Here is a 21,967-nt window from a genome sequence, read left to right as displayed (position 1 = left end):
TACATAAGTATGTTGTAACTAATTAAGCGATTAAAAAAGGCGCCTCCGTGGGGAGCGCGCCTTTTTATACGCCAACGTTACCGCGGCCGATTACTGACGCTTACGGCCATATACCGCCCAGGTAATCACCACGCAGGCAATATAGAACACGAGGAACACTTTCATCGCTCCGGCCGGCGAGCCGGTCAGATCCAGCGAGATGCCGAACGCTTTCGGAATAAAGAAGCCGCCGATAGCGCCAATGGCGGAGATAAAGCCCAGCGCCGCTGCGGTATCGGTCGCCGCCTCGCGCATCGCCTGCGCTTCGCTGCCGCCCTGGGCCTTCACCCGGTCCATAGTCAGCTTACGGAAGATCACGGAGATCATCTGGAAGGTGGAGGCGCTGCCCAGCCCGGCGGTCAGAAACAGCACCATAAACACTGCGAAGAAGGCGATAAAGTTACCGCCCTGGCCGTTGGTCGGCAGGGTCAGGAACAGCAGCGCGCAGAAGACAGCCATCACCACAAAGTTGACCAGCGTCACGCGGGTCCCGCCGAGGCGGTCAGAGATCGCCCCGCCCATTGAACGCGCCAGCGCGCCAATGAACGGGCCGAAGAAGGCGTAGTGCAGGATCTGCACATCCGGGAACTGGGTTTTTGACAGCATCGCGAATCCGGCGGAAAAGCCGATAAAGGAACCGAAGGTCGCGAGATAGAGCAGCGCCATAATCCACAGATGCAGGCGCTTAAGTACCGGCAACTGCTCGCTCAGCGACGCTTTGGAAGCGGAGAGGTCGTTCATAAAGAACCACGCCGCCAGGGTGAAAATAATCAGGAAAGGTACCCAGATCCACGCGGCGTTTTCCAGATACAGCATCGAGCCATCCGGCTGCTCGCTGCCGTTACCGCCAAAAACGGCAAAGATAGAGATCGAGACCACCAGCGGCGCGACCAGCTGCATCACGCTGACGCCCATATTACCGAGGCCGCCGTTAACACCGAGCGCTCCGCCCTGCTTCGCTTTCGGGAAGAAGAAACTGATGTTGGCCATACTGGAGGCAAAGTTGGCTCCGGCGAAACCGCACAGCAGAGAGATAATCACGAAGACGCTAAACGGCGTGGAGGTATCCTGGACCGCGAAGCCCAGCCAGACGCACGGCACAATCATGATCCCGGTGCTGAACGCCGTCCAGCGACGGCCGCCGAACAGCGGCACCATAAAGGCGTAAGGCACGCGCAATAAGGCGCCTGACAGCGCCGGTAGCGCGGTCAGCATAAACAGCTGATCGGTTGTAAACTGAAAGCCTACTTTATTGAGGTTAACGGCAACCGCGCTGAACAACATCCACACGCAGAACGCCAGTAACAGACAGGGAACGGAGATCCATAGATTGCGGCTCGCCACACGGTGGCCACGCTGTTGCCAGAATTCAGGATCTTCAGGCCGCCAGTCGGTAATGACCGAGCGGTTAGCCTTCTCCGGGAGGGAAGATTGACTCATAGATACCTCTGATTATTCATATTTCCTGCCGCTACCTTAGGGGTTGCCCGGAGCGGTAAGTTGATATAAATCAAAGGAAAAGCACGCACTAATTTGTGCAAAAATAGACCATGCCCCGAAGTGAGTAGAAAATGGTGGGGAAAAAAGTGTGGTTTTTCACGTGGCTGCCGGGTTGCGTTTAATCCCACCCCCAATGCCACCTACCACCGACAATTAAGGAGTAACTCTTTGGGGGTATGGGTATACTCCAGGGGATAGCCGAGAATAAGCGCCACTCCCGGAGACATGACCGGTCAGGAGCCACGCATTCCATGTTAAAACGTCTTTTTACCCCGCTGACGCTGGTCAATCAACTGGCGTTAATCGTGCTGCTCGCCACGATTATTGGCGTCGCCGGCATGGCGATTTCAGCGCGCCTGGTGAACGGCGTGCAGGGCAGCGCGCACGCCATTAACAAGGCCGGTTCATTGCGTATGCAAAGCTACCGGCTGCTGGCGGCAATCCCGCTGAATGAAAACGATCAAAAACTGGTGGCGGACATGACCGCCACCGTCTTCAGCCCGGAGCTGCAAAATTCCGCCCGCCGCGACGGCCAGGAAATCCAGCTTAAAGCCCTGCAGCAGTACTGGCAGCTGGCGCTGGCCCCCGGCATGCAGCGCGCGGTCAATCAGGCGGAAGTGGCGCAGGATGTCGCCGACTTTGTCGATCGTATCGACCAGCTGGTCACCGCATTCGACCACACCACCGAGCAGCGTATCGAACGGGTGGTCTGGATCCATCGCATCCTCGCCATTGGTATGGCGCTGCTGCTGATCTTCACCATCATCTGGCTACGCGCCCGCCTGCTGCGGCCGTGGAAACAGCTGCTGAGCATGGCGCGAGCGGTGAGTCAGCGTGATTTCACCCAGCGGGCGCACATTAGCGGACGCAACGAAATGGCGACCCTCGGCATGGCGCTGAATAACATGTCGGAAGAGCTGGCGGAAAGCTACGCCGTGCTCGAGCGGCGGGTACAGGAGAAGACCGCCGGGCTGGAACAGAAGAACGAGATCCTCGCTTTCTTATGGCAGGCCAACCGCCGGCTGCACTCTAGCGCCCCGCTCTGCGAACGCATTTCACCGGTACTGAATGGCCTGCAGGGGCTAACGCTGCTGCGCGATATCGAGGTACGAGTCTACGACCTGGAAGACGAAGATAATCACCAGGAGTTTACCTGCCACTCGGATGATGAATGTGATGATAAAGGCTGCTACCTCTGCCCACGCAACCTACCGCCGCTGCCGGATGGCGGAACAACGCTGAAGTGGCGGCTGTCGGATGCGCATAATCAGTACGGCATCCTGCTGGCGACGCTGCCGGTTGGCCGCCATCTCAGCCACGATCAGCAACAGCTGGTGGATACCCTGGTGGAACAGCTGACCAGCACCCTGGCGCTGGACCGCCATCAGGAGAAGCAGCAGCAGCTGATCGTCATGGAAGAGCGGGCCACTATCGCCCGCGAGCTGCACGACTCCATCGCCCAGTCGCTATCCTGTATGAAGATGCAGGTCAGCTGTCTGCAGATGCAAGGCGACGCTTTGCCGACGGAGAGCCGCCAGCTGCTGGGGCAGATACGTAACGAACTAAATACCTCCTGGGCCCAGTTGCGGGAGCTGTTAACCACCTTCCGCCTGCAGCTGACCGAGCCGGGGCTGCGCCCGGCGCTGGAGGCCAGCTGTCAGGAGTACAGCGCCCACTTCGGCTTTACGGTACAGCTTGATTACCAGCTCCCGCCACGCTTTGTGCCGTCGCATCAGGCGATCCACCTGCTACAGATCGCTCGCGAAGCGTTGAGCAACGCTCTGAAGCATGCCAGCGCGACCGAAGTAACCGTGACAGTGTCACAACGCGATAATCAGGTTCGTCTGGTGGTGGCAGATAACGGTCGCGGCGTGCCGGATCACGCCGAGCGGAGTAATCATTACGGTTTAATTATCATGCGGGATCGCGCCCAGAGCTTGCGCGGTGACTGTCAGGTACGACGCCGGGAAACCGGTGGAACCGAAGTAATCGTCACGTTTATCCCGGAAAAAACGTTTACCATCCAATAAGGAGACCCTCATGAGTCAACAGGAACGGGCAACCATCCTTCTCATTGACGACCATCCGATGCTGCGCACCGGCGTGAAGCAGTTGATCAGCATGGCGCCGGACATCCAGGTGATTGGCGAGGCCAGCAATGGCGCGCAAGGTATCGAGCTGGCAGAGTCGCTGGATCCTGACCTGATCCTGCTGGACCTCAATATGCCGGGCATGAACGGTCTGGAGACGCTGGACAAGCTGCGTGAGAAATCCCTTTCTGGCCGGGTGGTGGTCTTCAGCGTCTCCAACCATGAAGAGGACGTTGTCACCGCTCTGAAGCGCGGCGCCGATGGCTATTTGCTGAAGGACATGGAACCGGAAGATCTGCTGAAAGCGCTGCAGCAGGCGGCTGCCGGCGAGATGGTGTTAAGTGAAGCATTAACCCCGGTACTGGCCGCCAGCCTGCGCGCCAACCGCGCCACCTCCGATCGCGATATCAGCCAGCTGACCCCGCGCGAGCGCGACATCCTCAAGCTGATCGCCCAGGGACTGCCGAACAAAATGATCGCCCGTCGCCTGGATATCACCGAAAGCACCGTCAAGGTACACGTGAAGCACATGCTGAAGAAAATGAAGCTCAAATCCCGGGTGGAAGCCGCGGTATGGGTCCATCAGGAGCGAATCTTCTAAGGCGAGTCCGTCCAGGAGACGCCTGGCGCGGTGAACTTCACCAGCGGCTCGGTCAGCGCCAGGGCGATCTCATTGGAGGAGACGCGCTGCCCCTGTTTATCCTCCACCACCACCGACAGGCGCCAGCGGTTTGCGGCGCCCGGTTCACTGTTCCACACCGGCATAATGACGCTCCAGCCATCGGGGCTGCTGGCATCCACCGGCGGCGTCAGGCTGAGGGCCTGGGTGTCCCCCTGCCAGTGCAGCGCCTTGATGCCGTGCAGGCTATGGATCTGCAGCTTAAGCTGCACCGTCTCCCCGGACTGCAGATCCCAGGGCGGCGTGGCCAGATAGACCGTCAGATTTTTGCGCTGACGATACTCCACCACCGGCAGATTATCCCGCTCCGGGCTATCGAAGCGGCTGCCGCGCAGCGAGTTGCTGATCGCCACCTCATCCGCCGCCAGCTGCTGTTTCAGCGGCACGCCAAAGCGGTAGTTGAGCTTCAGGCCCACGTTGTTCTGGCTGACGCCATTTTCCCCCTGTTTATGCTTAGCGGTCACGGTGACCAGCGGGACCGGGGTGTAATTGAGTCCGACGGAGACGGCCACCGGATTATGGTAGCCGGTGCCGGAGTGAAACAGATCGACGCTGTCGCCGAAATACTGTTCGACGCTGACGCTGGTGTTGATGTGCTGGTAGAACGGCAGCCGCGCCTGGGCGGTGACGTCATACCCCACGGCCATCCGCTGCTCCTGAGTCTGATTATCGCGTAGCTGCCAGTCGCCTAGCGGATGGTAATAGTTTGCCGACAGGCGGAGATATTCTCCCCACGCTTCGGCGCCGACGCTGCCGCGCGCCAGGCTTTCGCTCAGCACTTTATCGTAAAACGAGTTATAGCCCAGCAGCCAACCGCCGACCCGCCAGCGCTGGCCAAGCCCGATGTTGCCCACCAGATCGTGCTCGCGCCGGGTCACCGAGTACTGATTCCACGTCAGATAACGATCGTTATCCTGCAACGGCACAAACCAGCTCCCTTTACTGCCGGTGAATTTCCCCTCTTTATCGACCAGCAGGTCGACATTGGCGTTGCCCCACGGCGAGAGCCAGCTTTCCAGCTGATGACTCACTTCATTGCCGATTTTACTGATGGCAAACAGCTGCGCCTGTTCGCCCGCCGTCAGACCATTGTCGCTCATGCTGGCCTCGCCAAACTTCTTTGCCACTTCGGCAAAGTGCCGGGCGTCGTCATCAACCTGCGGAGCAATCCCCATATCGGGCAGCGGATCTTGCGCTTGCGCGGGGCGGGTGGTGTCGCTGGCGGTCAGCGCCCAGACGGACGCGCCTGGCAGCAGCAGGAGAAAGGTCAACGTTGGCAACAAACGGAACGACACAGGCATCAACAGAGTTTGCGCAAGCTCACAAAAATGGGAAGAAGTGTTAGTTTATCGTTTTTTCCCTGCTCCCGCAGCCCTGTGGGCAATTCCAGGAATATGCTGAAACCGGTTGGGTAAGGTGCCGCCCAACCGGAGGCATCACTGCGCGCCACCGTTACGCCCGGGTGCGTTGCGCCGCCAGCAGCGCGTTGAGCTCCGGCACGCAAGAGCCGCAGTTGGTCCCGCATTTCAGCTTCCCACCCAGCGCCCCGACGCTGGCGCAGCCGCTGGCGATGGCCTCGTTAATTGACCATTCCCCCACCCCAAAGCAGCTGCAGACGATCCGCCCCCGCGGCGCGACGGCGGCGCCCGGTCGGCCGCTAAGCAAGGCATGTCGTTGGACAGCATCGGACGGCGGCGCGGCAAAGGCAGCGCTTATCCATGCGCAATCCACCGCCGGCTCGCGCGCATCGCTCCACCAGCCGAGCATCAGCCTTCCCTGATGCCAGGCCAGCAGGTTCCACACCGCGCCGCCGTCAGCCACCTGTAACTGCCAGCCGCGCCGGGCGCACCACGCGCTGAGCCACTGTCGGGCAGATGCCTCCCCGGCCAGCGAGTAGTGCAGCACGCCTGGCGCCGCCCGCCGCCGCCAGTGCCAGGCCGCAGGAAATGGTAGCGGTTCGCGGCAAAAAAGCTCGCTGTGCCAGGCCGGTTGCCAGGCGGCGATCGCCACCGCCGCCTGTTTACTTTCCGGCTGGCCGGAATACGGGTCCGTGACGGCGGGCAGCAGGTTATTCACCCGCCCCTGACGGGCAAACTGGTTGTTCCAGTGCATCGGAACAAACAGCGAGCCGGGGCGCTGCCCTTCGCTGATCGCCACTTTCGCCACCATCACCCCATGCCGCGACCAGATCCGCGCCAGCCCGTCAGCGGGAAGCTGATAGCGAACGGCATCCTGCGGCGCCACCTCCACCATTGGCTCCGCGATATGCTGCATCAGCCGCGGCACCGCGCCGGTACGGGTCATGGTGTGCCACTGATCGCGGATCCGCCCGCTGTTGAGGATCAGCGGATAAAAGGCATCGGTTGTCGCCCGGGTCGGTTGAGGCGTCACCGGCACCATCCGCAGCCTGCCATCGCCATGCCAGCCGCGCGTGATATCCCAGGCGGCCTCGCTGCGGCTGACCGGCCAGCGCATCGGAGGCATGGCATCCCACGCCTCACGGCTGAGATCCGCCAGCGCGCCGATATCAAACGCCCGCTGGCCGTCGTTTTCGAAACCGGACAGCGCCGCATGCTCGCGGAAGACGTCATGCGGATGTTGCCAGGCAAACGCCTCGCGATACCCCAGCGCCTGGCCCACTCTGGCGATGATCCACCAGTCCGCTTTCGCCTCCCCCGGCGGCGGCAGAAAGCTGCGCTGACGGGATATCCGCCGCTCCGAGTTGGTGACCGTGCCATTCTTCTCGCCCCAGGCCAGCGCTGGAAAGCGGATGTGGGCGAAACGTCCGGTATCGGTCTGGGCGGCGACATCCGAGACGATCACCAGCGGACAGGCGGCCAGCGCCTGGCTCACCGCGTGGCTGTCAGGGAGCGACACCACCGGGTTAGTACCCATGATCCAGACCGCTTTGACCTCGCCGCGGCCAATGGCGGCAAACAGCTCCACGGCGGTCAGCCCGGGGGTCTGCGCCAGCCGTTCCGTCCCCCAGAAGCGGGCCAGCCGCTGCAGATCGTCTGGCACAAAATCCATGTGCGCCGCCAGCATCGTCGCCAGCCCGCCGACTTCGCGGCCGCCCATGGCGTTGGGTTGACCGGTCAGCGAAAAGGGGCCGCAGCCGCGGCGGCCATACTTCCCGCTGGCCAGATGGACGTTGATGATGGCGTTACATTTGTCGCTGCCACTGGCGGATTGATTGATTCCCATGGTGTAAAGGGTGATCGCCCGCGGGGCGGCGATGAACTCGCGATAGAATCCCGCCACCTCATCGGCAGGCAGACCGCAAAAGGCCGCCACCCTTGCCACGTCCCAGCCGCGGGCGGCGGCCAGTGCCTGTGGGCCGTCGCGAAAGCCATCGACGCAGGCTCCTGCCTCAGCCAGGGCGTTAAGCAGCCCCGCAAACAACCCGCCGTCGCTTCCCGGGGCCAGCGCCAGATGGCGGTCGGCGATCTCGCAGGTAGCGGTGCGTCGGGGGTCGATCGCCACGATCCGCAATCGGGGATTATCCCGCTTCGCTTGCGTCAGCCGCTGGAACAGCACCGGATGCGCCCAGGCGGCGTTCGAGCCGACCAGCACCACCAGATCGCTGTTTTCCACATCATCGTAGCTGCAGGGCACCACGTCGGCGCCAAAGGCCCGCTTGTAGCCAGTGACCGCTGACGACATGCACAGCCGTGAATTGGTATCGATGTTCGCCGCGCCGATAAACCCTTTCATCAGCTTATTGGCGGCATAGTAATCCTCCGTTAACAGCTGGCCGGAGGCGTAAAAGGCCACAGCTTGCGGTCCGTGCTGGTCGATGATCTGTCGCAGGCGCGCAGCGGTTTCCGCCAGCGCCTGAGGCCAGGCTACCTGCTGGCCGTCGACCTCCGGCGTCAGCAGCCGCCCCGCCAGGCCCGTGATCTCCCCTAAGGCTGCCCCTTTGACGCACAGACGGCCAAGGTTCGCCGGGTGCTGATCGTCGCCACGCACGCTCACCTGCCCCGCGTCGTCCACGCTCGCCAGCACCCCGCAGCCTACGCCGCAGTAGGGGCAGGTCGTTCGGATGGTCTTCATCAGGAGGCCTCCGCGCGGGCCAGCAGCTGCTGGTTGCCCACCCACACTTTGCCGTTTTCTACTTTCACCGGCCAAGCGCGTACCGCCTGTTCGTCGCCGTCGCACGGCCAGCCGTCGCGCAGGCGTATCCGCTGTTTGTACAGCGGGGAGATCACCACCGGCTCGCCGCCGACGTCCCCTAACAGCCCACGCGACAGCACGTTGGCCGTGCTGCCCGGCTCGCGGTTGTCGAGGGCGTAGACCCGCTCGCCGAAGCGGAACAGGGCAATCTGCCGCTCCCCTAAGCGGGCGCCGATCCCCGCCTGCGCCGGAATGGCGTCAAGATCGCATACCGCCTGCCACGGTCGGGATGGGAGTTCGCCTTCGGGCAACGTCTCAGTCAGCAGCGGCTGCGGCTGACCGCGCAGATCGCGGCGCTGCACAGCCTCGTCGGGCTGGTCGCTATTAACGAAGGAGCGGAACAGCGCCAGACGCTGCGGATCGTTGAGGGTGGTCTGCCACTCGCACTGGTAGCTGTCGACGATCCGGGCCATCTCCTGCTCCAGCTCCTCGCCAATGCCAAGACTATCCTCCAGCACCACCTGCCGCAGATAGGCGACGCCGCCCTCCAGGTTATCCATCCAGGTGCTGGTTCGCTGCAGGCGATCGGCGGTACGGATATAGAACATCAGCAGACGATCGATGCTGCGGATCAGCGTCGCTTCGTCGAGATCGCTGGCAAACAGGTCGGCGTGACGCGGTTTCATCCCGCCGTTGCCGCAGACGTACAGATTCCAGCCTTTGTCGGTGGCAATCACCCCGATATCTTTCCCCTGGGCTTCAGCGCATTCGCGGGTGCAGCCGGAGACCGCCATCTTGATTTTGTGCGGGGCGCGTAGCCCTTTATAGCGATGCTCGAGCCGTACCGCGAGCCCGGTGGAGTCTTGCACGCCGTAGCGACACCAGGTTGAGCCGACGCAGGATTTCACCGTGCGCAGCGACTTGCCGTAGGCGTGGCCGGTTTCAAACCCGGCGTCGGCCAGCTCGCGCCAGATAGCCGGCAGCTGTTCCAGCCGCGCGCCAAACAGGTCGATGCGCTGGCCGCCGGTCACTTTGCTGTAGAGCTGGTAACGTTTGGCGATCTGCCCGATGGCGATCAGTCCGTCCGGCGTCACTTCCCCTGCCGCCATCCGCGGCACCACCGAATAGCTCCCGTCCTTCTGGATATTGGCGAAATAGCGGTCGTTGGTATCCTGCAGCGGCAGGTGCGCCGGCTTCAGCAGGTACTCGTTCCAGCAGGAGGCCAGCACCGAGGCCACCAGCGGTTTGCAGACATCGCAGCCGTGCCCCTGGCCGTAGCGGCTAATCAACTGCTCGAAGGTATGGATATGGTTAACCCGCACCAGGTGGTAGATCTCCTGGCGCGACCACGGGAAATGTTCGCAAACGTCTTTTTTCACTTCGACGCCCTGCTCCGCCAGCTGATACTCCATCACCTGTTTCACCAGCGCGCTGCAGCCGCCGCAGCCGGTAGCCGCTCTGGTGCAACTTTTTATCGCCGACATATCCCTCGCCCCATTGTTCACCGCCTGGCAGATATCGCCTTTGCTGACGTTATGGCAGGAGCAGATCGGCGCGCTGTCCGGCAGCGCCGCGACGCCGAGCGCCTTCGGCGCGGCTCCCTCCAGCGCGGGCAGGATCAGACTCTCCGGACGCGGCGGCAGCGCCATGCCGTTCAGCATCATCTGCAGCAGCGTGGCATAGTCGCTGGCATCCCCCACCAGCACGCCGCCAAGCAGGGCTTTGCCGTCCTGACTGACGACGATTTTTTTGTAAATCTGCTGCGGACCGTCGGTCCATTGATAGCTCTGACAGCCCGGCGTGCGCCCCTGCGCATCGCCAAACGAGGCCACGTCGACCCCCAGCAGCTTCAGTTTGGTGCTCATGTCGGCGCCGCTAAAGCAGGCGTCCTCTCCTGCGAGAGTGGCCGCAGCGATGCGCGCCATCTGATAGCCCGGCGCCACCAGACCGTAAATTTTATTGTCCCACAGGGCGCATTCGCCTATCGCCAGCACGTCCGGGTCAGAGGTGCGGCACTGGCCGTTGATGTGAATTCCCCCGCGTTCGCCCACCTGCAGCGCGCAGCCGCGGGCCAGCGCGTCCTGCGGGCGGATCCCCGCCGAGAAGACCACCATGTCGGTCCGCAACGCGCCGCCGTCGGCAAAGTTCAGCCGCAGGCCGTCGGCCTCGCGCACGATGGCGGTGGTCGCTTTGCTGGTATGCACCCCCACGCCGAGGGCGACAATCTTCTCCCGGAGCATCGCCGCCCCGCCGTTATCCAGCTGGACGGCCATCAGGTTCGGGGCAAACTCCACCACCTGCGTCTCCAGCCCCAGCTGTTTCAGGGCGTTGGCCGCCTCCAGCCCGAGCAGCCCGCCGCCGATAACCACCCCGCTCTTCGCCGCGGCGGCATGGGCGGCGATACGGTCGAGATCGTCAAGAGTGCGGTAGACAAAGCACCCCGCGAGATCGTTACCGGGGATTGGCGGAACAAAGGGATACGAGCCGGTCGCCAGCACCAGTTTATCCCAGTGGATTTCATGCCCCTCGGCGTCCCGTACCAGCCGTGCGTCGCGGTCGATGGTCGCCACCGCCTCGCCGAGGCGGAGTTCAATACCGTGTTCAATAAAGAAATCCCCGGCCGCCAGCGACAGCGACTCGGCGCTGCGTCCGGCAAAATACTCGGAGAGATGTACCCGGTCGTAGGCGGGGTAACGCTCTTCGCCAAACACCACGATTCGATATTGCTGATGCAGATTGCGGCTCACGCATTGTTCGAGAAAATGGTGGCCGACCATGCCATGTCCCACCAGCACTAATACAGGTTTCGTCATCGTCATTATTCCTGCAGCCTGCGGCTGCGTTGAAGAGGGGTCAAAAAGCCAGTCCACGGTGACAGGCTCATCGCTTTCCAGGCGCGCGGTAAGCGCGGCGGCGGCGGTGCAGTCGCCCATCAGCAGCACGCCGCGCAGGCGGCCATCGCGCAGCAGCAGGCGGCGATAGTGGCGGTCGATGGGGTCCCAGCTGGTATAAATGTCATCCTGTTCGCCGGGCTGCTGCTCGCCAGCGCTAAAGAGTTCAATGCCGGTGACCTTCAGGCGGGTCCCGGCGTCCTGCCAGACAAAGCCCTCGCCGGGGGCGCCGCACAGGCGATCCGCCAGCACCTCGGCCTGACGCAGGCAGGGAGCCACCAGCCCCCAGGTCTGGCCGTCAATTTCGCAACATTCGCCGATGGCGCTGATCCCCGGCAGCGAGGAGGCCATCTGACGGTCGACCACGATCCCCCGCTGGCACAGCACGCCGGACTGCGCCGCCAGACGGCTGTCGGGCTGCACGCCGGTAGCCAGCACCACTCTGGCGGCGCGGAATACGCGCCCGTCCGCCAGCCGCACGCCATCGGCGTCGATGGCGGCGATGCGGCACGCCAGCACGCAGCGAATGCCGCGCGCTTCAAGCTGCTGCCTGAGCTCATCGGCGGCAAAAGCGTCGGTCAGCGGCGCCATTAATCCGCTGCCGCGATGCAGAAGAGTGACCTCTCCGCCGTGACGACGCAGCGCCGCCGCCGCTTCCACCCCCAGCACCCCGCCGCCAATCACCACCGCCGGGCCGGGTATCGCCAGAATACGTTCCACGTCCGCCAGGGTGCGGAAGGGCATAACCTGCGGACGATCAATGCCCGGCAGCGGCGGGATAAAGGGCCGCGAACCGGTGGCGAACACCAGTTCATCCCACGGCAGCCAGGTTTCCGCGATGCGCAGCCGCCGTTGCTGAATATCGACTTCATCGACCGCCTCGCCAGACCGCAGGCACACCCCGTGCCGGGTATACCACTCCGCCGGCAGCAACGGGATCTGCGCCGCCGTTTTTTCACCTGCCAGCAGCGGCGAGAGCTGAATGCGGTTATAGGCCGGGTGCGGCTCGTCGCCGACGACGGTAATGGCAAACCGCGCGGGGTCGCGCTCAACCAGCCGCTGCACCAGCCGGGTGGCCGCCATGCCGTTACCGATCACCACCAGTCGCCGCGTCATGACCGCCTCCTTACGCCGCTTTCGGCTGTTTTTCATACAGGAAATGGAGGATCTGCTGGCGCAGATGGTGATACCGGCTGTCGTCCGCCAGCTGAACGCGGTGGCGCGGACGCGGCAGATCGACCGCGAGGATCTCGCCGACCGTCGCCGCCGGACCGTTGGTCATCATCAGCACCCGATCCGAGAGCAGCACCGCTTCATCAACGTCGTGGGTGATCATGACGATGGTGGTATTGAGCTCCTGCTGGATATGCATCACCGTGTCCTGGAGGTGGGCGCGGGTCAGCGCATCCAAGGCGCCGAAGGGCTCATCAAGCAGCAACACTTTCGGCTTCATCGCCAGCGCCCGGGCGATACCCACCCGCTGCTTCATGCCGCCGGAGATCTCCCCGGGACGTTTGTGCAGCGCATGACCCATCTGTACGCGCGCCAGGTTGTGTTCGATCCACTCCCGGCGCTCACTCTTGCTCATGGTGCGACGGAACACCTGATCCACCGCCAGCGCCACATTGTCGAAACAGCTCAGCCACGGCAGCAGCGAGTGGTTCTGGAAAACCACCGCCCGCTCCGGCCCGGGACCGGCGATTTCCCGGTTATCACACAGTAGTCCGCCCTCGGTAGGGGTGGTGATCCCGGCGATCAGGTTCAGCAGGGTCGATTTTCCGCAACCCGAGTGGCCGATCAGGCTAATGGTCTCCCCTTCGACGATATCGAAGGAGACATTCTGCAGCGCCAGGAACTCGCCGCTGGCGGTGTTGAAGCGTTGGCTGACGGCCTGCACCTGAATTAATGGTTTCATGTTGGCTCCTTATTTTTCCTGCCAGCTAAAGCGGCGAGCGAGCAGCATCAGGCCCTGCTCCAGCAGCAGGCCGACGACACCGATAATGACGATGGCGATGATGATGTTTTCCACATTGAGGTTGTTCCACTCGTTCCAGATCCAGAAGCCGATCCCCAGCCCGCCGGTGAGCATTTCCGCCGCCACGATCACCAGCCAGGCGATGCCGATGGCGAGGCGCACGCCGGTAAGCACCGCCGGCAGCACCGCCGGAAAGAGGATTTTGCGCATCACCGTCCACTCCGAGAGCTGGAGGACGCGGGCGACGTTGAGATAGTCCTGCGGGATCCGCCGCACACCCTCCGCGGTGTTGATCACCATCGGCCAGATGGAGCAGATAAAAATGGTCCAGCTGGAAGCCGGCTCCGCCTTCTGGAACAGCAGCAGGCCAATCGGCAGCCAGGCCAGCGGGCTGACCGGGCGCAGCAGAGCAATTAGCGGATTAAACATGCGGGCGAAGAACAGCGAACGGCCGATCAAAAACCCCAGCGGAATGCCCGCCAGCGCCGCCAGGCCGAAGCCCACCGCCACGCGCTGCAGGGAGGCCAGCACGTTCCAGCCGATGCCCATGTCATTGGGCCCGTCCTGATAGAACGGATCGGCAAACAGGGTCAGCGCCGAGTCCAGCGTGCTCAGCGGCGTGGGAAAGCCTTTGCTATGCATCGCCGCCAGCTGCCAGGCCAGCAGCAGCACTCCCAGCCCCAACAGCGGGGGCAGCAGGCGCTGGGTGAGCTCACGCAGCCAGCGCGTGACGGCCGGCGTGGTGCGCCGGACCTGCACCGGCGGCAGAATAATCACTTCGCCAGGCGCGTTGTCCACGCTGACGACCGGTTGCTTACGTTGTGCCTGCTTCATCTCATGCCCCCTTACGTTGAATAGAGAAATGGCGGGCGTAGCCTTCCGGGTCGGACCCGTTCCATACCGTCCCGTCCATTAGTGTGCTGCTGCGCATCCTGGCTGCCAGCGCGCTGATCCCTCCTACCGCCTGGGCGGCAGCCTGCCAGACATCGATGCGGTTAATGCGCGACGCCACCGCGAGGTAATCCGGAGCCTGCTTCAGCAACCCCCAGCGGCGGAACTGGGTGAGGAACCACATCCCGTCCGACAGCCACGGGAAACTCACCTCGCCCCCGGCCCAGAAGCGCATCGGATGGGCATCCTGCCAGCGGCGGCCAAGGCCGTTGTCATACTCTCCCAGCATCCGGCCGGTGAGGTATTGCTCCTTGGTATTGAGCCAGCCGCGTCTGGCGAGCAGGCGGGCCGTCTCCCGGGTGTTCTCCGGCGAGGCGGCGATCCAACGCTGCGCCTCCATCAGGGCCGCCACCAGCGCGCGGGCGGTGTTCGGGTTGCGTTCCACCCAGTCGCGACGGGTGCCCAGCACCTTTTCCGGATGCTCGGGCCAGATATCCTGGGAAGTGGCCGCGGTGAAGCCGATACGGTCGTTAATGGCGCGGGCGTTCCATGGCTCGCCGACGCAAAAGCCGCTCATATTGCCGATGCGCATGTTCATCACCATCTGCGGCGGCGGCACCACGACGGTGCGCACATCGTTGAAGGGATCGATGCCGGCGCTCGCCAGCCAGTAGTAAAGCCACATGGCATGGGTGCCGGTAGGAAAGGTATGGGCGAAGGTGTAACTGCCCGGCGCGCTGCGGTCGATCAGCCGCTTCAGCCCGCCGAGGTCGGTCACCCCTTTCTCCTGCAGCTCGCTGGAGAGGGTAATCGCCTGGCCATTGCGGTTGAGGGTCATCAAATTGGCCATCGCCTGCGGCTTGCTGGCGATCCCCAGTTCGAGGCCGTACAGCAGGCCATAGAGAATATGCGCCGCGTCGAGCTCGCCGGCCACCAGCTTGTCGCGCACCGCCGCCCAGCTGGCTTCCTTACTCGCTACCAGGGTGATGCCATATTTTTGGTCAAACCCCTTCGCCGCGGCGATGGCCAGCGGCGCGCAATCGGTCAGCGGAATAAATCCGACCCGCACGCGGGTTTGCTCCGGTTTGTCCGAGCCGCCGGCCCAGGCGGCCTGCATCACGCCCGGCAGCAGCATCGCGCCGCCCAGCGCGGCCCCTGCCTGCAGCAAGCGCCGCCGGGAAATTGAAAATTTGTCGCTCATATCCGCTCCACCATGCGCAAAAAAAAAGCGCCCGACAGTGCATACGCACTGCAGGACGCCTTTATCCACGGACACCCGAACCGCCATTGGTTCGTTGCCCGGACTTTTATTCACTTAATAAGTAATGCAAACGGGATGCCAGCTTTAGCAATAGCGCGCTGGCGGGATTTTTCCCAACGCTGGCCGGTTTTCCACCTAAAAGTGCACCGCCGGCAGGCAAAGAATGCCCATCGATTGTGCATCTACTCCTTTGGTGTTGGCGGCCAAATCGCCTTCACCATCAGCAGCGCGCGGGCTATCTCAACCATGCGCTGATTTTTGTCCATGGCCATCTTGCGCAGCGTCTGCCAGGCCTGCTCCTCCTGCATTCCCTGGTGCGTCATCAGCAGACTTTTCGCTTTTTCGATCAGCTTGCGCTCTTCGAGCGCGTCTTTCAGCGAGGCCAGCTGGCTGGAGAGCTGCTGCAGCTCATAGGCCTGCTGGCGCACCAGCGGCAGTAGCTGTTTATCGAGCCTTGGCGTCACGCTATCGTCTTCCTCTCCGGCCTGCCAGCCAGGCGCGTCGTCTGCTAACAGCGCGTCGGTGGCATCCAGCAGATCGTCGATCAGTTGCTCTTCCACTTCGCGCAGTTGCTCAAGCCGTTGGGTTTGCAGACCAAACCAGCGCAGCGCCGTTTCCCCGCAATCGGCAGCCGGCTGGCGGGTACAGGCGATCCGCCGCAGCTGTTCAATATCCAGACCGGCGTGGCACTGGATTCTGAACAACTGGACGGTCGCCGGGCTGCCCAGCGCCTGAAAGCTGTCGAAGCAGGGCTGCTGACCGTCAATACGGTCCACCAGCTGCTGGCGCAGGCTGTCGCTGAACTCGCCGCGGGTAAAGCCCAATGCTCCCAGCGCGCGCTCCTGGCCCACCAGCTCTTTTCCCTGCATAAAGCTGTACAGGGCGACCATCCGACCAGCCACCGGCGGATCGTCAATGCTGTCATTGAGCTGCGGGGCGATGTTCAGCAGATGGCGGATGACGCGGCTGAACTGCTCCGTCGCGACTTCAGCGGCAATTTGCCGGCGGCCGATCTGCGCGCGTAGCGCCGGGAGCTGCGCCAGCTCGTCAACCGCTCTGGCGATACGCCAGCACAGCGCGCTGCCAGCTACCGCTCGCGCCCGTTCGAGGCTGGCATAAAACAGGGCTAGCCGCTCGTCAACCAGCGCCCCTCCCGCCCGACACTCCGCTGTATACAGCAAGCCGCCCGAGCAAAGATAGATATTCGACGCCCCGCGCTCACACTGCAGCATATGCACCAGCGCGCTGAGCTGGCTGGCCAGTTCCCCCAGTTGGCTAAGCTGCTGAAGCTGTTGTTTTTGCAGGCGACGAGCCAGCTGCAGCCAGGCCGTCGCATCGTGCGCATGACCAGTCGTATTATTCATACCCCTCCTCCGGGTTAACGCTTTATACTGCGGTAAAGCAATAACCGTGCCTTTAAGAAGGAGTTTGTATGCAACGTATTGTGATCATCGCCAACGGCGCCGCCTATGGCAGCGAATCCCTGTTCAACAGTCTGCGCCTGGCCATTGCCCTGCGCGAGCAGCAGTCCAACCTCGATCTCAAGCTGTTTCTGATGTCCGACGCCGTCACCGCCGGGCTGCGCGGGCAGAAGCCGGCGGAAGGATATAATGTGCAGCAGATGCTGGAGATCCTTACCGCCCAGCAGGTTCCCGTGAAGTTGTGTAAAACCTGTGCGGACGGCCGCGGGGTCAGCGCACTGCCGCTGGTTGACGGCGTGGAGGTTGGCACTCTGGTTGAGCTGGCCCAGTGGACGCTGGCGGCAGATAAAGTGCTGACCTTCTGAATCTGGGGCGCCGAACGGCAGGAAATTTCAGATTTCGCCGCCTGTAGAGGTAAAAAAAACGTTAGCTGAATGCTTTCAGGAACAACGTCATTTTTGTTTAATCTTTATCCCTTTTTTTGATCAAAATCAGCATCCTGACCCGTGCCGTTTGGTGTGATGCACAGAGCAAAGTGTGAACAATATCACGCGAGGACTGGGTGAGCAGGATGCTGTAGCAGGACAGAAACGGGGTATAAAAATGGCGATGGTTAAAGCAAGTTTAACGTTATTTGGTGGTGACACGCTGGTGGTACGGTGCTCAGAGCGCTGCCATATTCATCTGATGAGCGCGAAGGTACCGGGCGACAGCCATGCGGATATCCTGAGCGTGCAGGATCGGGACAGCGCCTATCTGACGGTGCCCTACAGCGGCACCTGGAACGTGCTTATCGACAGTCACAGCCAGTCGCTGGAGCACTCCATCAGCTACGTTCCGGCCTGACCGTCACTACCAAAAAACACGTCCGGTCATGCCGGGCGTTTTTCTTTTTCGCGCGTTCAGGCCAGGCCCGGCGTTGGGCTCTCGCCCAGCAGCGCACGGACGCTGGTCACCAGATCATCAAGACTGGCGTCGTGCATCCCCAGCTTGCTCAGCGCCTGCTCAAGCGAAAACAGATACTGGGCATTGGTGCCGAGCGGCCCGCTGGCCCGGGCGATCAGCGGGGCGATAACCTGGGCGCTGGTATCTGGCTCAAACAGCGGATGACGCGGATCCATAATAAACACCAGAGCATTTACCGTTCGCCCGTCGTCCAGCTCCAGCTTGCACCAGGTGGGCAGATAGCAGCCGGTGATCATCTCCCGTTTCCACAGCAGAGTCAGCTCTTCTTCCAGCGTGTCGTCAGGCAGACGATAGGCGACGCCGGTAGTCCGGCCGCCCTCTTTCAGAGCCAGCATGCGTCCCGGCTGGCAGGCGCTCCCGCGCCCGGCGGTCAACCGCAGGCAAAACGCGCGGTGCCAGCCCGGCAGCGTGCCGGTGCAGGACTCGCGATAATTGAGCGCCGGGTTCCAGATAAGCGAACCGTAGCCAAAGATCCATACTGAGCCATCATCCGGGCGGCAGGCCAGCGTCGCCGCCAGCGAGGCTGCGCGTTGTTCTGCCGACCAGAGTAGCGATTCCTCAATAGCGCCAAACGCTGTCTTACAATCCGCATTCATTAAGAAATCACGAGTTAACACTGTTTACTACCTCCGCCACTGCCCGCTTCCCGGCGTTCGTCTCATGCATCCGTCAATATTGCTGAAATATTATCCAGCTTTATCTTTCAATAAGCAATCAGCGGGGCGCTGGCAAGCAGAAAAGCGGCGTCAGCAATTATTTTTTCTTATGCCACTTATCGTCATCGCCTTTCTCGTAGCTGTTCTTCACCGCCGCCCAGGCGACTTTGTGCGCCGTCTCTTCGCGGCTGGCGTCATCCCGCCGCTCGTCTTTATCTTTATATTGATCCCAGGCGCTGTTAAACGCTTCTTTATAAATTTCCTGCGCATGGGCAGGCAGAACATGCTGAACGCTGTCGGGGAGTTCTTGTTTATTGCGATAGGGCATACTGACCTCCTGTTTGAGCTTTAAATGTAAGTCTGGTACGCAGGCAGCTGGCTATCAAGGTCAAAATGAATAGAAAAATTATTTTAGTAATTATCTGAATAGTAAGAACTAAATATTAGTAAGCATAAATTATAATAAACTAATCAAGATACCTCTCGATACCCGTAAATTTAGGTAAAAAACCAGCGGTAATTTAGCAAAATCTGTTACTTTACCGCCCTACGTTTTTATAATTATAACACCTGCATAAATGGAGATGGTTCATGACCCATGCACATGAGGCGGTAAAAACCCGCCATAAGGAGTCTTCCCTCGTCTTTCCGGTGCTGGCGCTGGCGGTGCTGTTTTTCTGGGGCAGCAGCCAGTCACTGCCAGTGGTTATCGCAATTAATATCCTCGCGCTGGTCGGTATTTTAAGCAGCGCCTTCAGCGTAGTCCGCCACGCCGACGTCCTCGCCCACCGCCTGGGCGAACCCTATGGCTCCCTGATTTTAAGCCTGTCGGTGGTTATCCTTGAGGTCAGTCTGATCTCTGCCTTAATGGCCACCGGCGACGCCGCGCCGACCCTGATGCGTGATACGCTTTACTCCATTATTATGATCGTCACCGGCGGTCTGGTCGGTTTCTCTCTGCTGCTGGGCGGGCGTAAATTCGCCACCCAATATATGAATCTGTTCGGCATTAAGCAGTATCTTATCGCCCTGTTTCCGCTGGCGATTATCGTGCTGGTCTTTCCGATGGCGCTGCCGGGCGCGAACTTCAGCACCGGGCAATCGCTGCTGGTGGCGGTAATTTCGGCGGCCATGTACGGCGTTTTCCTGCTTATTCAGACCAAAACCCATCAGAGCCTGTTTGTTTATGAGCATGAAGACGACAGCGACGATGACGACCCGCACCACGGTAAACCGTCCGCCCATAGCAGCGGGTGGCATACCGCCTGGCTGCTGGTGCACCTGGTGGCAGTGATCGCGGTTACCAAAATGAACGCTAACCCGCTGGAAACGCTGTTGACCAGCATGAATGCCCCGGTGGCCTTTACCGGCTTCCTGGTGGCTCTGCTGATCCTGTCGCCGGAAGGCCTTGGCGCCCTGAAAGCGGTGCTCAACAATCAGGTTCAGCGAGCGATGAATCTGTTTTTCGGCTCTGTGCTGGCCACCATCTCGCTGACGGTCCCGGTGGTCACCCTCATCGCCTTCCTGACCGGCAACGAGCTGCGCTTTGGCCTTGGCGCGCCGGAGATGGTGGTGATGGTCGCCTCGCTGGTACTGTGCCATATCTCCTTCTCCACCGGGCGCACCAATGTGCTGAATGGCGCAGCCCACCTGGCGCTGTTCGCCGCCTACCTGATGACCATTTTCGCCTGACCCCGCTTTCCCGCCCGGCGGAGTCCGGGCGAAAAAAAGCCTGCCGGTTTTGACGCCGGCAGGCTTTTTTACTGATGCAGTCAGGCTTACTTGCTGGTATCCAGCTCGTCGAAGCTTTTCACCAGATCGTCAATCGCTTTCATCTGCTTGAGGAACGGCTCCAGTTTATCCAGCGGCAGCGCGGACGGACCGTCGCATTTCGCGTGGTCCGGATCCGGATGCGCTTCAATAAACAGACCGGCGATACCTACCGCCATACCGGCGCGGGCCAGTTCGCTCACCTGCGCACGACGACCGCCGGAGGCTGCGCCAAACGGGTCGCGGCACTGCAGCGCGTGGGTGACGTCGAAAATGACCGGCGAGTTGTTGGAAGCTTTCTTCATCACGCCGAAGCCGAGCATATCCACGACCAGGTTGTCGTAACCGAAGTTCGCGCCGCGGTCGCAGAGGATGACTTTATCGTTACCCCCTTCGATGAACTTATCAACGATATTGCCCATCTGACCCGGGCTGACGAACTGCGGTTTCTTGACGTTGATTACCGCCCCGGTCTTCGCCATCGCTTCCACCAGGTCAGTTTGGCGCGCGAGGAAAGCCGGAAGCTGAATCACGTCCACCACGTCAGCCACCGGTTGCGCCTGGCTGGCTTCATGAACATCGGTGATGATTTTCACGCCAAAGGTCTGCTTCAGCTCCTGGAAAATCTTCATCCCTTCTTCCAGACCCGGCCCACGATAGGAGTGGATGGAGGAACGGTTGGCTTTATCAAAGGAGGCTTTGAAGACGTAGGGAATACCAAGCTTCTGCGTAACGGTGACGTAATGTTCACAGATGCGCATCGCCAGATCGCGCGACTCCAGCACGTTCATCCCGCCGAACAGCACGAACGGCAGGTCGTTTGCTACGTTGATATCACCAATGCTAACCACTTTTTGTTTCATAAGTTCGCCTTATCAGGGTGTAACCGGAATGGTTCCAGACTAATGCAATGTAATTTGTTTATGCGAAATCGTGTTGATCTGTGCGCGGATCATCTCGCTGATCGGATCCTCCGGGCACTGTTCAACGAAATAGCTTAGATCCAACAGCGCCACGTGATCGCAGTCCAGCTGGGCGTATATCAGCCCGCGGTCGCGGATCTCATACGGATCTTCCGGATTAAACTGCAGCAGCGCTTCGCTGGCGCGCAGGGCCAGCTCCATCTGCCGCTCTTCCATCAGCGCCGACTTCAGGGTGTCCAGCAGCTTGCGGATCACCTCGGCGTTATCCGCTTCGTCGAGATCTTCATTAAACAGTTCCGCCACCGGCCCAATATTGCCCTTCAGCCATACCTCCAGGGTATGCTCGTCGAGGGTTTCACCGTTAAACGGATTAATCAGCCACATCTCTTCGCTGGTTTCCGGGTCCGCGCGCAGCAGCATCTGGGTCGGGAAGATCACCGGCACCACCGGCAGCCCCAGGCGCTGGGCGATCCACAGCAGGATCGCGCCTAACGACACCGCGCTCCCCTGGCGGTTAACCAGCACTTTATCCAGCCATAGCGCGTCGGAAAGACGATATACGCCCTGCGAGGCGCCAAAGCCCCACTCGTCGTAAAACAGTGCCAGCAGGCGTTCTATCTGGCGCTCCTGGTCCCACGACGGCGCAATTTCCTCCTGCGCGAGGCGCAGCAGTCGCTGCAGCTCTTCCTCGACAAAACGCGACGGAAAATCGTCGCGGACCTGTTCAGAAATGAGGACCATGCCATCACACAATGGCGCTTTATTAAATTCGAAATCCGCTAATGACCCCAT

17 protein-coding genes are annotated in these 21,967 nt (G+C 61.4%); 5 read left to right on the top strand and 12 right to left on the bottom strand.

Annotated features, from left to right (window positions below; all coding sequences use genetic code 11):
• Positions 1-90 precede the first annotated feature (90 nt).
• Positions 91-1,479 (bottom strand): NarK family nitrate/nitrite MFS transporter, encoded by a 1,389-nt coding sequence (locus LGL98_RS09845; protein ID WP_136032266.1) that lies wholly within the window; start codon positions 1,477-1,479, stop codon positions 91-93.
• A 311-nt stretch (positions 1,480-1,790) separates the two neighbouring features.
• On the opposite strand from LGL98_RS09845, the gene narX reads away from it, so the two are divergent.
• Together narX and narL are read left to right on the top strand one after the other, a co-directional pair.
• Positions 1,791-3,569: a nitrate/nitrite two-component system sensor histidine kinase NarX gene (gene narX / locus LGL98_RS09840; protein WP_136032265.1), complete on the top strand. Its 1,779-nt coding sequence runs from the start codon at positions 1,791-1,793 to the stop codon at positions 3,567-3,569.
• 10 nt (positions 3,570-3,579) lie between these two features.
• Entirely contained in the window at positions 3,580-4,230 is a 651-nt protein-coding gene (gene narL / locus LGL98_RS09835) for a two-component system response regulator NarL (protein ID WP_002910198.1), read from the top strand.
• Here narL and LGL98_RS09830 read toward each other — a convergent pair.
• From LGL98_RS09830 to nasR, 7 genes are all read right to left on the bottom strand, one after another.
• Positions 4,227-5,609, bottom strand: coding sequence for a YchO/YchP family invasin (locus LGL98_RS09830; RefSeq protein ID WP_136032263.1), 1,383 nt, complete (start codon positions 5,607-5,609; stop codon positions 4,227-4,229). The genes narL and LGL98_RS09830 overlap by 4 nt on opposite strands.
• A 151-nt stretch (positions 5,610-5,760) precedes the next feature.
• Positions 5,761-8,361, bottom strand: coding sequence for a nitrate reductase (locus tag LGL98_RS09825; RefSeq protein ID WP_136032261.1), 2,601 nt, complete (start codon positions 8,359-8,361; stop codon positions 5,761-5,763).
• Positions 8,361-12,428, bottom strand: a complete 4,068-nt coding sequence (nirB, locus tag LGL98_RS09820) for a nitrite reductase large subunit NirB (protein WP_136032258.1) — start codon at positions 12,426-12,428, stop codon at positions 8,361-8,363. The genes LGL98_RS09825 and nirB overlap by 1 nt, the downstream gene beginning before the upstream one ends.
• Positions 12,429-12,438: 10 nt before the next feature.
• Positions 12,439-13,227, bottom strand: a complete 789-nt coding sequence (locus LGL98_RS09815) for an ABC transporter ATP-binding protein (RefSeq protein ID WP_004145418.1) — start codon at positions 13,225-13,227, stop codon at positions 12,439-12,441.
• Between the two features lie 9 nt (positions 13,228-13,236).
• Complete coding sequence (gene ntrB / locus LGL98_RS09810; RefSeq protein ID WP_136032256.1) at positions 13,237-14,121, bottom strand: nitrate ABC transporter permease; 885 nt, start codon at positions 14,119-14,121, stop codon at positions 13,237-13,239.
• Between the two features lies 1 nt (position 14,122).
• Positions 14,123-15,379: a CmpA/NrtA family ABC transporter substrate-binding protein gene (locus LGL98_RS09805; RefSeq protein WP_136032254.1), complete on the bottom strand. Its 1,257-nt coding sequence runs from the start codon at positions 15,377-15,379 to the stop codon at positions 14,123-14,125.
• Between the two features lie 242 nt (positions 15,380-15,621).
• Positions 15,622-16,803, bottom strand: coding sequence for a nitrate regulatory protein NasR (gene nasR, locus LGL98_RS09800; protein WP_136032252.1), 1,182 nt, complete (start codon positions 16,801-16,803; stop codon positions 15,622-15,624).
• Between the two features lie 68 nt (positions 16,804-16,871).
• On the opposite strand from nasR, the gene LGL98_RS09795 reads away from it, so the two are divergent.
• Together LGL98_RS09795 and LGL98_RS09790 are read left to right on the top strand one after the other, a co-directional pair.
• Complete coding sequence (locus LGL98_RS09795) at positions 16,872-17,225, top strand: DsrE/DsrF/TusD sulfur relay family protein (RefSeq protein WP_136032250.1); 354 nt, start codon at positions 16,872-16,874, stop codon at positions 17,223-17,225.
• 238 nt (positions 17,226-17,463) lie between these two features.
• Positions 17,464-17,706 (top strand): DUF1883 domain-containing protein, encoded by a 243-nt coding sequence (locus LGL98_RS09790; protein WP_002910387.1) that lies wholly within the window; start codon positions 17,464-17,466, stop codon positions 17,704-17,706.
• 56 nt (positions 17,707-17,762) lie between these two features.
• On the opposite strand, the gene LGL98_RS09785 is transcribed toward LGL98_RS09790, so the two are convergent.
• Complete coding sequence (locus tag LGL98_RS09785; RefSeq protein WP_136032249.1) at positions 17,763-18,443, bottom strand: gamma-glutamylcyclotransferase; 681 nt, start codon at positions 18,441-18,443, stop codon at positions 17,763-17,765.
• A gap of 136 nt (positions 18,444-18,579) precedes the next feature.
• Complete coding sequence (gene chaB, locus LGL98_RS09780; protein WP_008804392.1) at positions 18,580-18,810, bottom strand: putative cation transport regulator ChaB; 231 nt, start codon at positions 18,808-18,810, stop codon at positions 18,580-18,582.
• 263 nt (positions 18,811-19,073) lie between these two features.
• Between chaB and chaA the strand changes: the two genes are divergently transcribed.
• Positions 19,074-20,174 (top strand): sodium-potassium/proton antiporter ChaA, encoded by a 1,101-nt coding sequence (gene chaA, locus LGL98_RS09775; RefSeq protein WP_008804391.1) that lies wholly within the window; start codon positions 19,074-19,076, stop codon positions 20,172-20,174.
• 86 nt (positions 20,175-20,260) lie between these two features.
• On the opposite strand, the gene kdsA is transcribed toward chaA, so the two are convergent.
• Both kdsA and sirB1 read right to left on the bottom strand, forming a co-directional pair.
• A complete protein-coding gene (gene kdsA / locus LGL98_RS09770; protein ID WP_002910393.1) occupies positions 20,261-21,115 on the bottom strand; it encodes a 3-deoxy-8-phosphooctulonate synthase in 855 nt (284 codons plus the stop codon).
• A 39-nt stretch (positions 21,116-21,154) separates the two neighbouring features.
• On the bottom strand, positions 21,155-21,967 hold the full coding sequence (gene sirB1, locus LGL98_RS09765; RefSeq protein WP_136032247.1) for an invasion regulator SirB1: 813 nt from the start codon (positions 21,965-21,967) through the stop codon (positions 21,155-21,157).

Source organism: Klebsiella africana, assembly GCF_020526085.1.
Lineage (GTDB): Bacteria > Pseudomonadota > Gammaproteobacteria > Enterobacterales > Enterobacteriaceae > Klebsiella > Klebsiella africana.
This window is presented reverse-complemented; position numbering and strand designations above follow the sequence as displayed.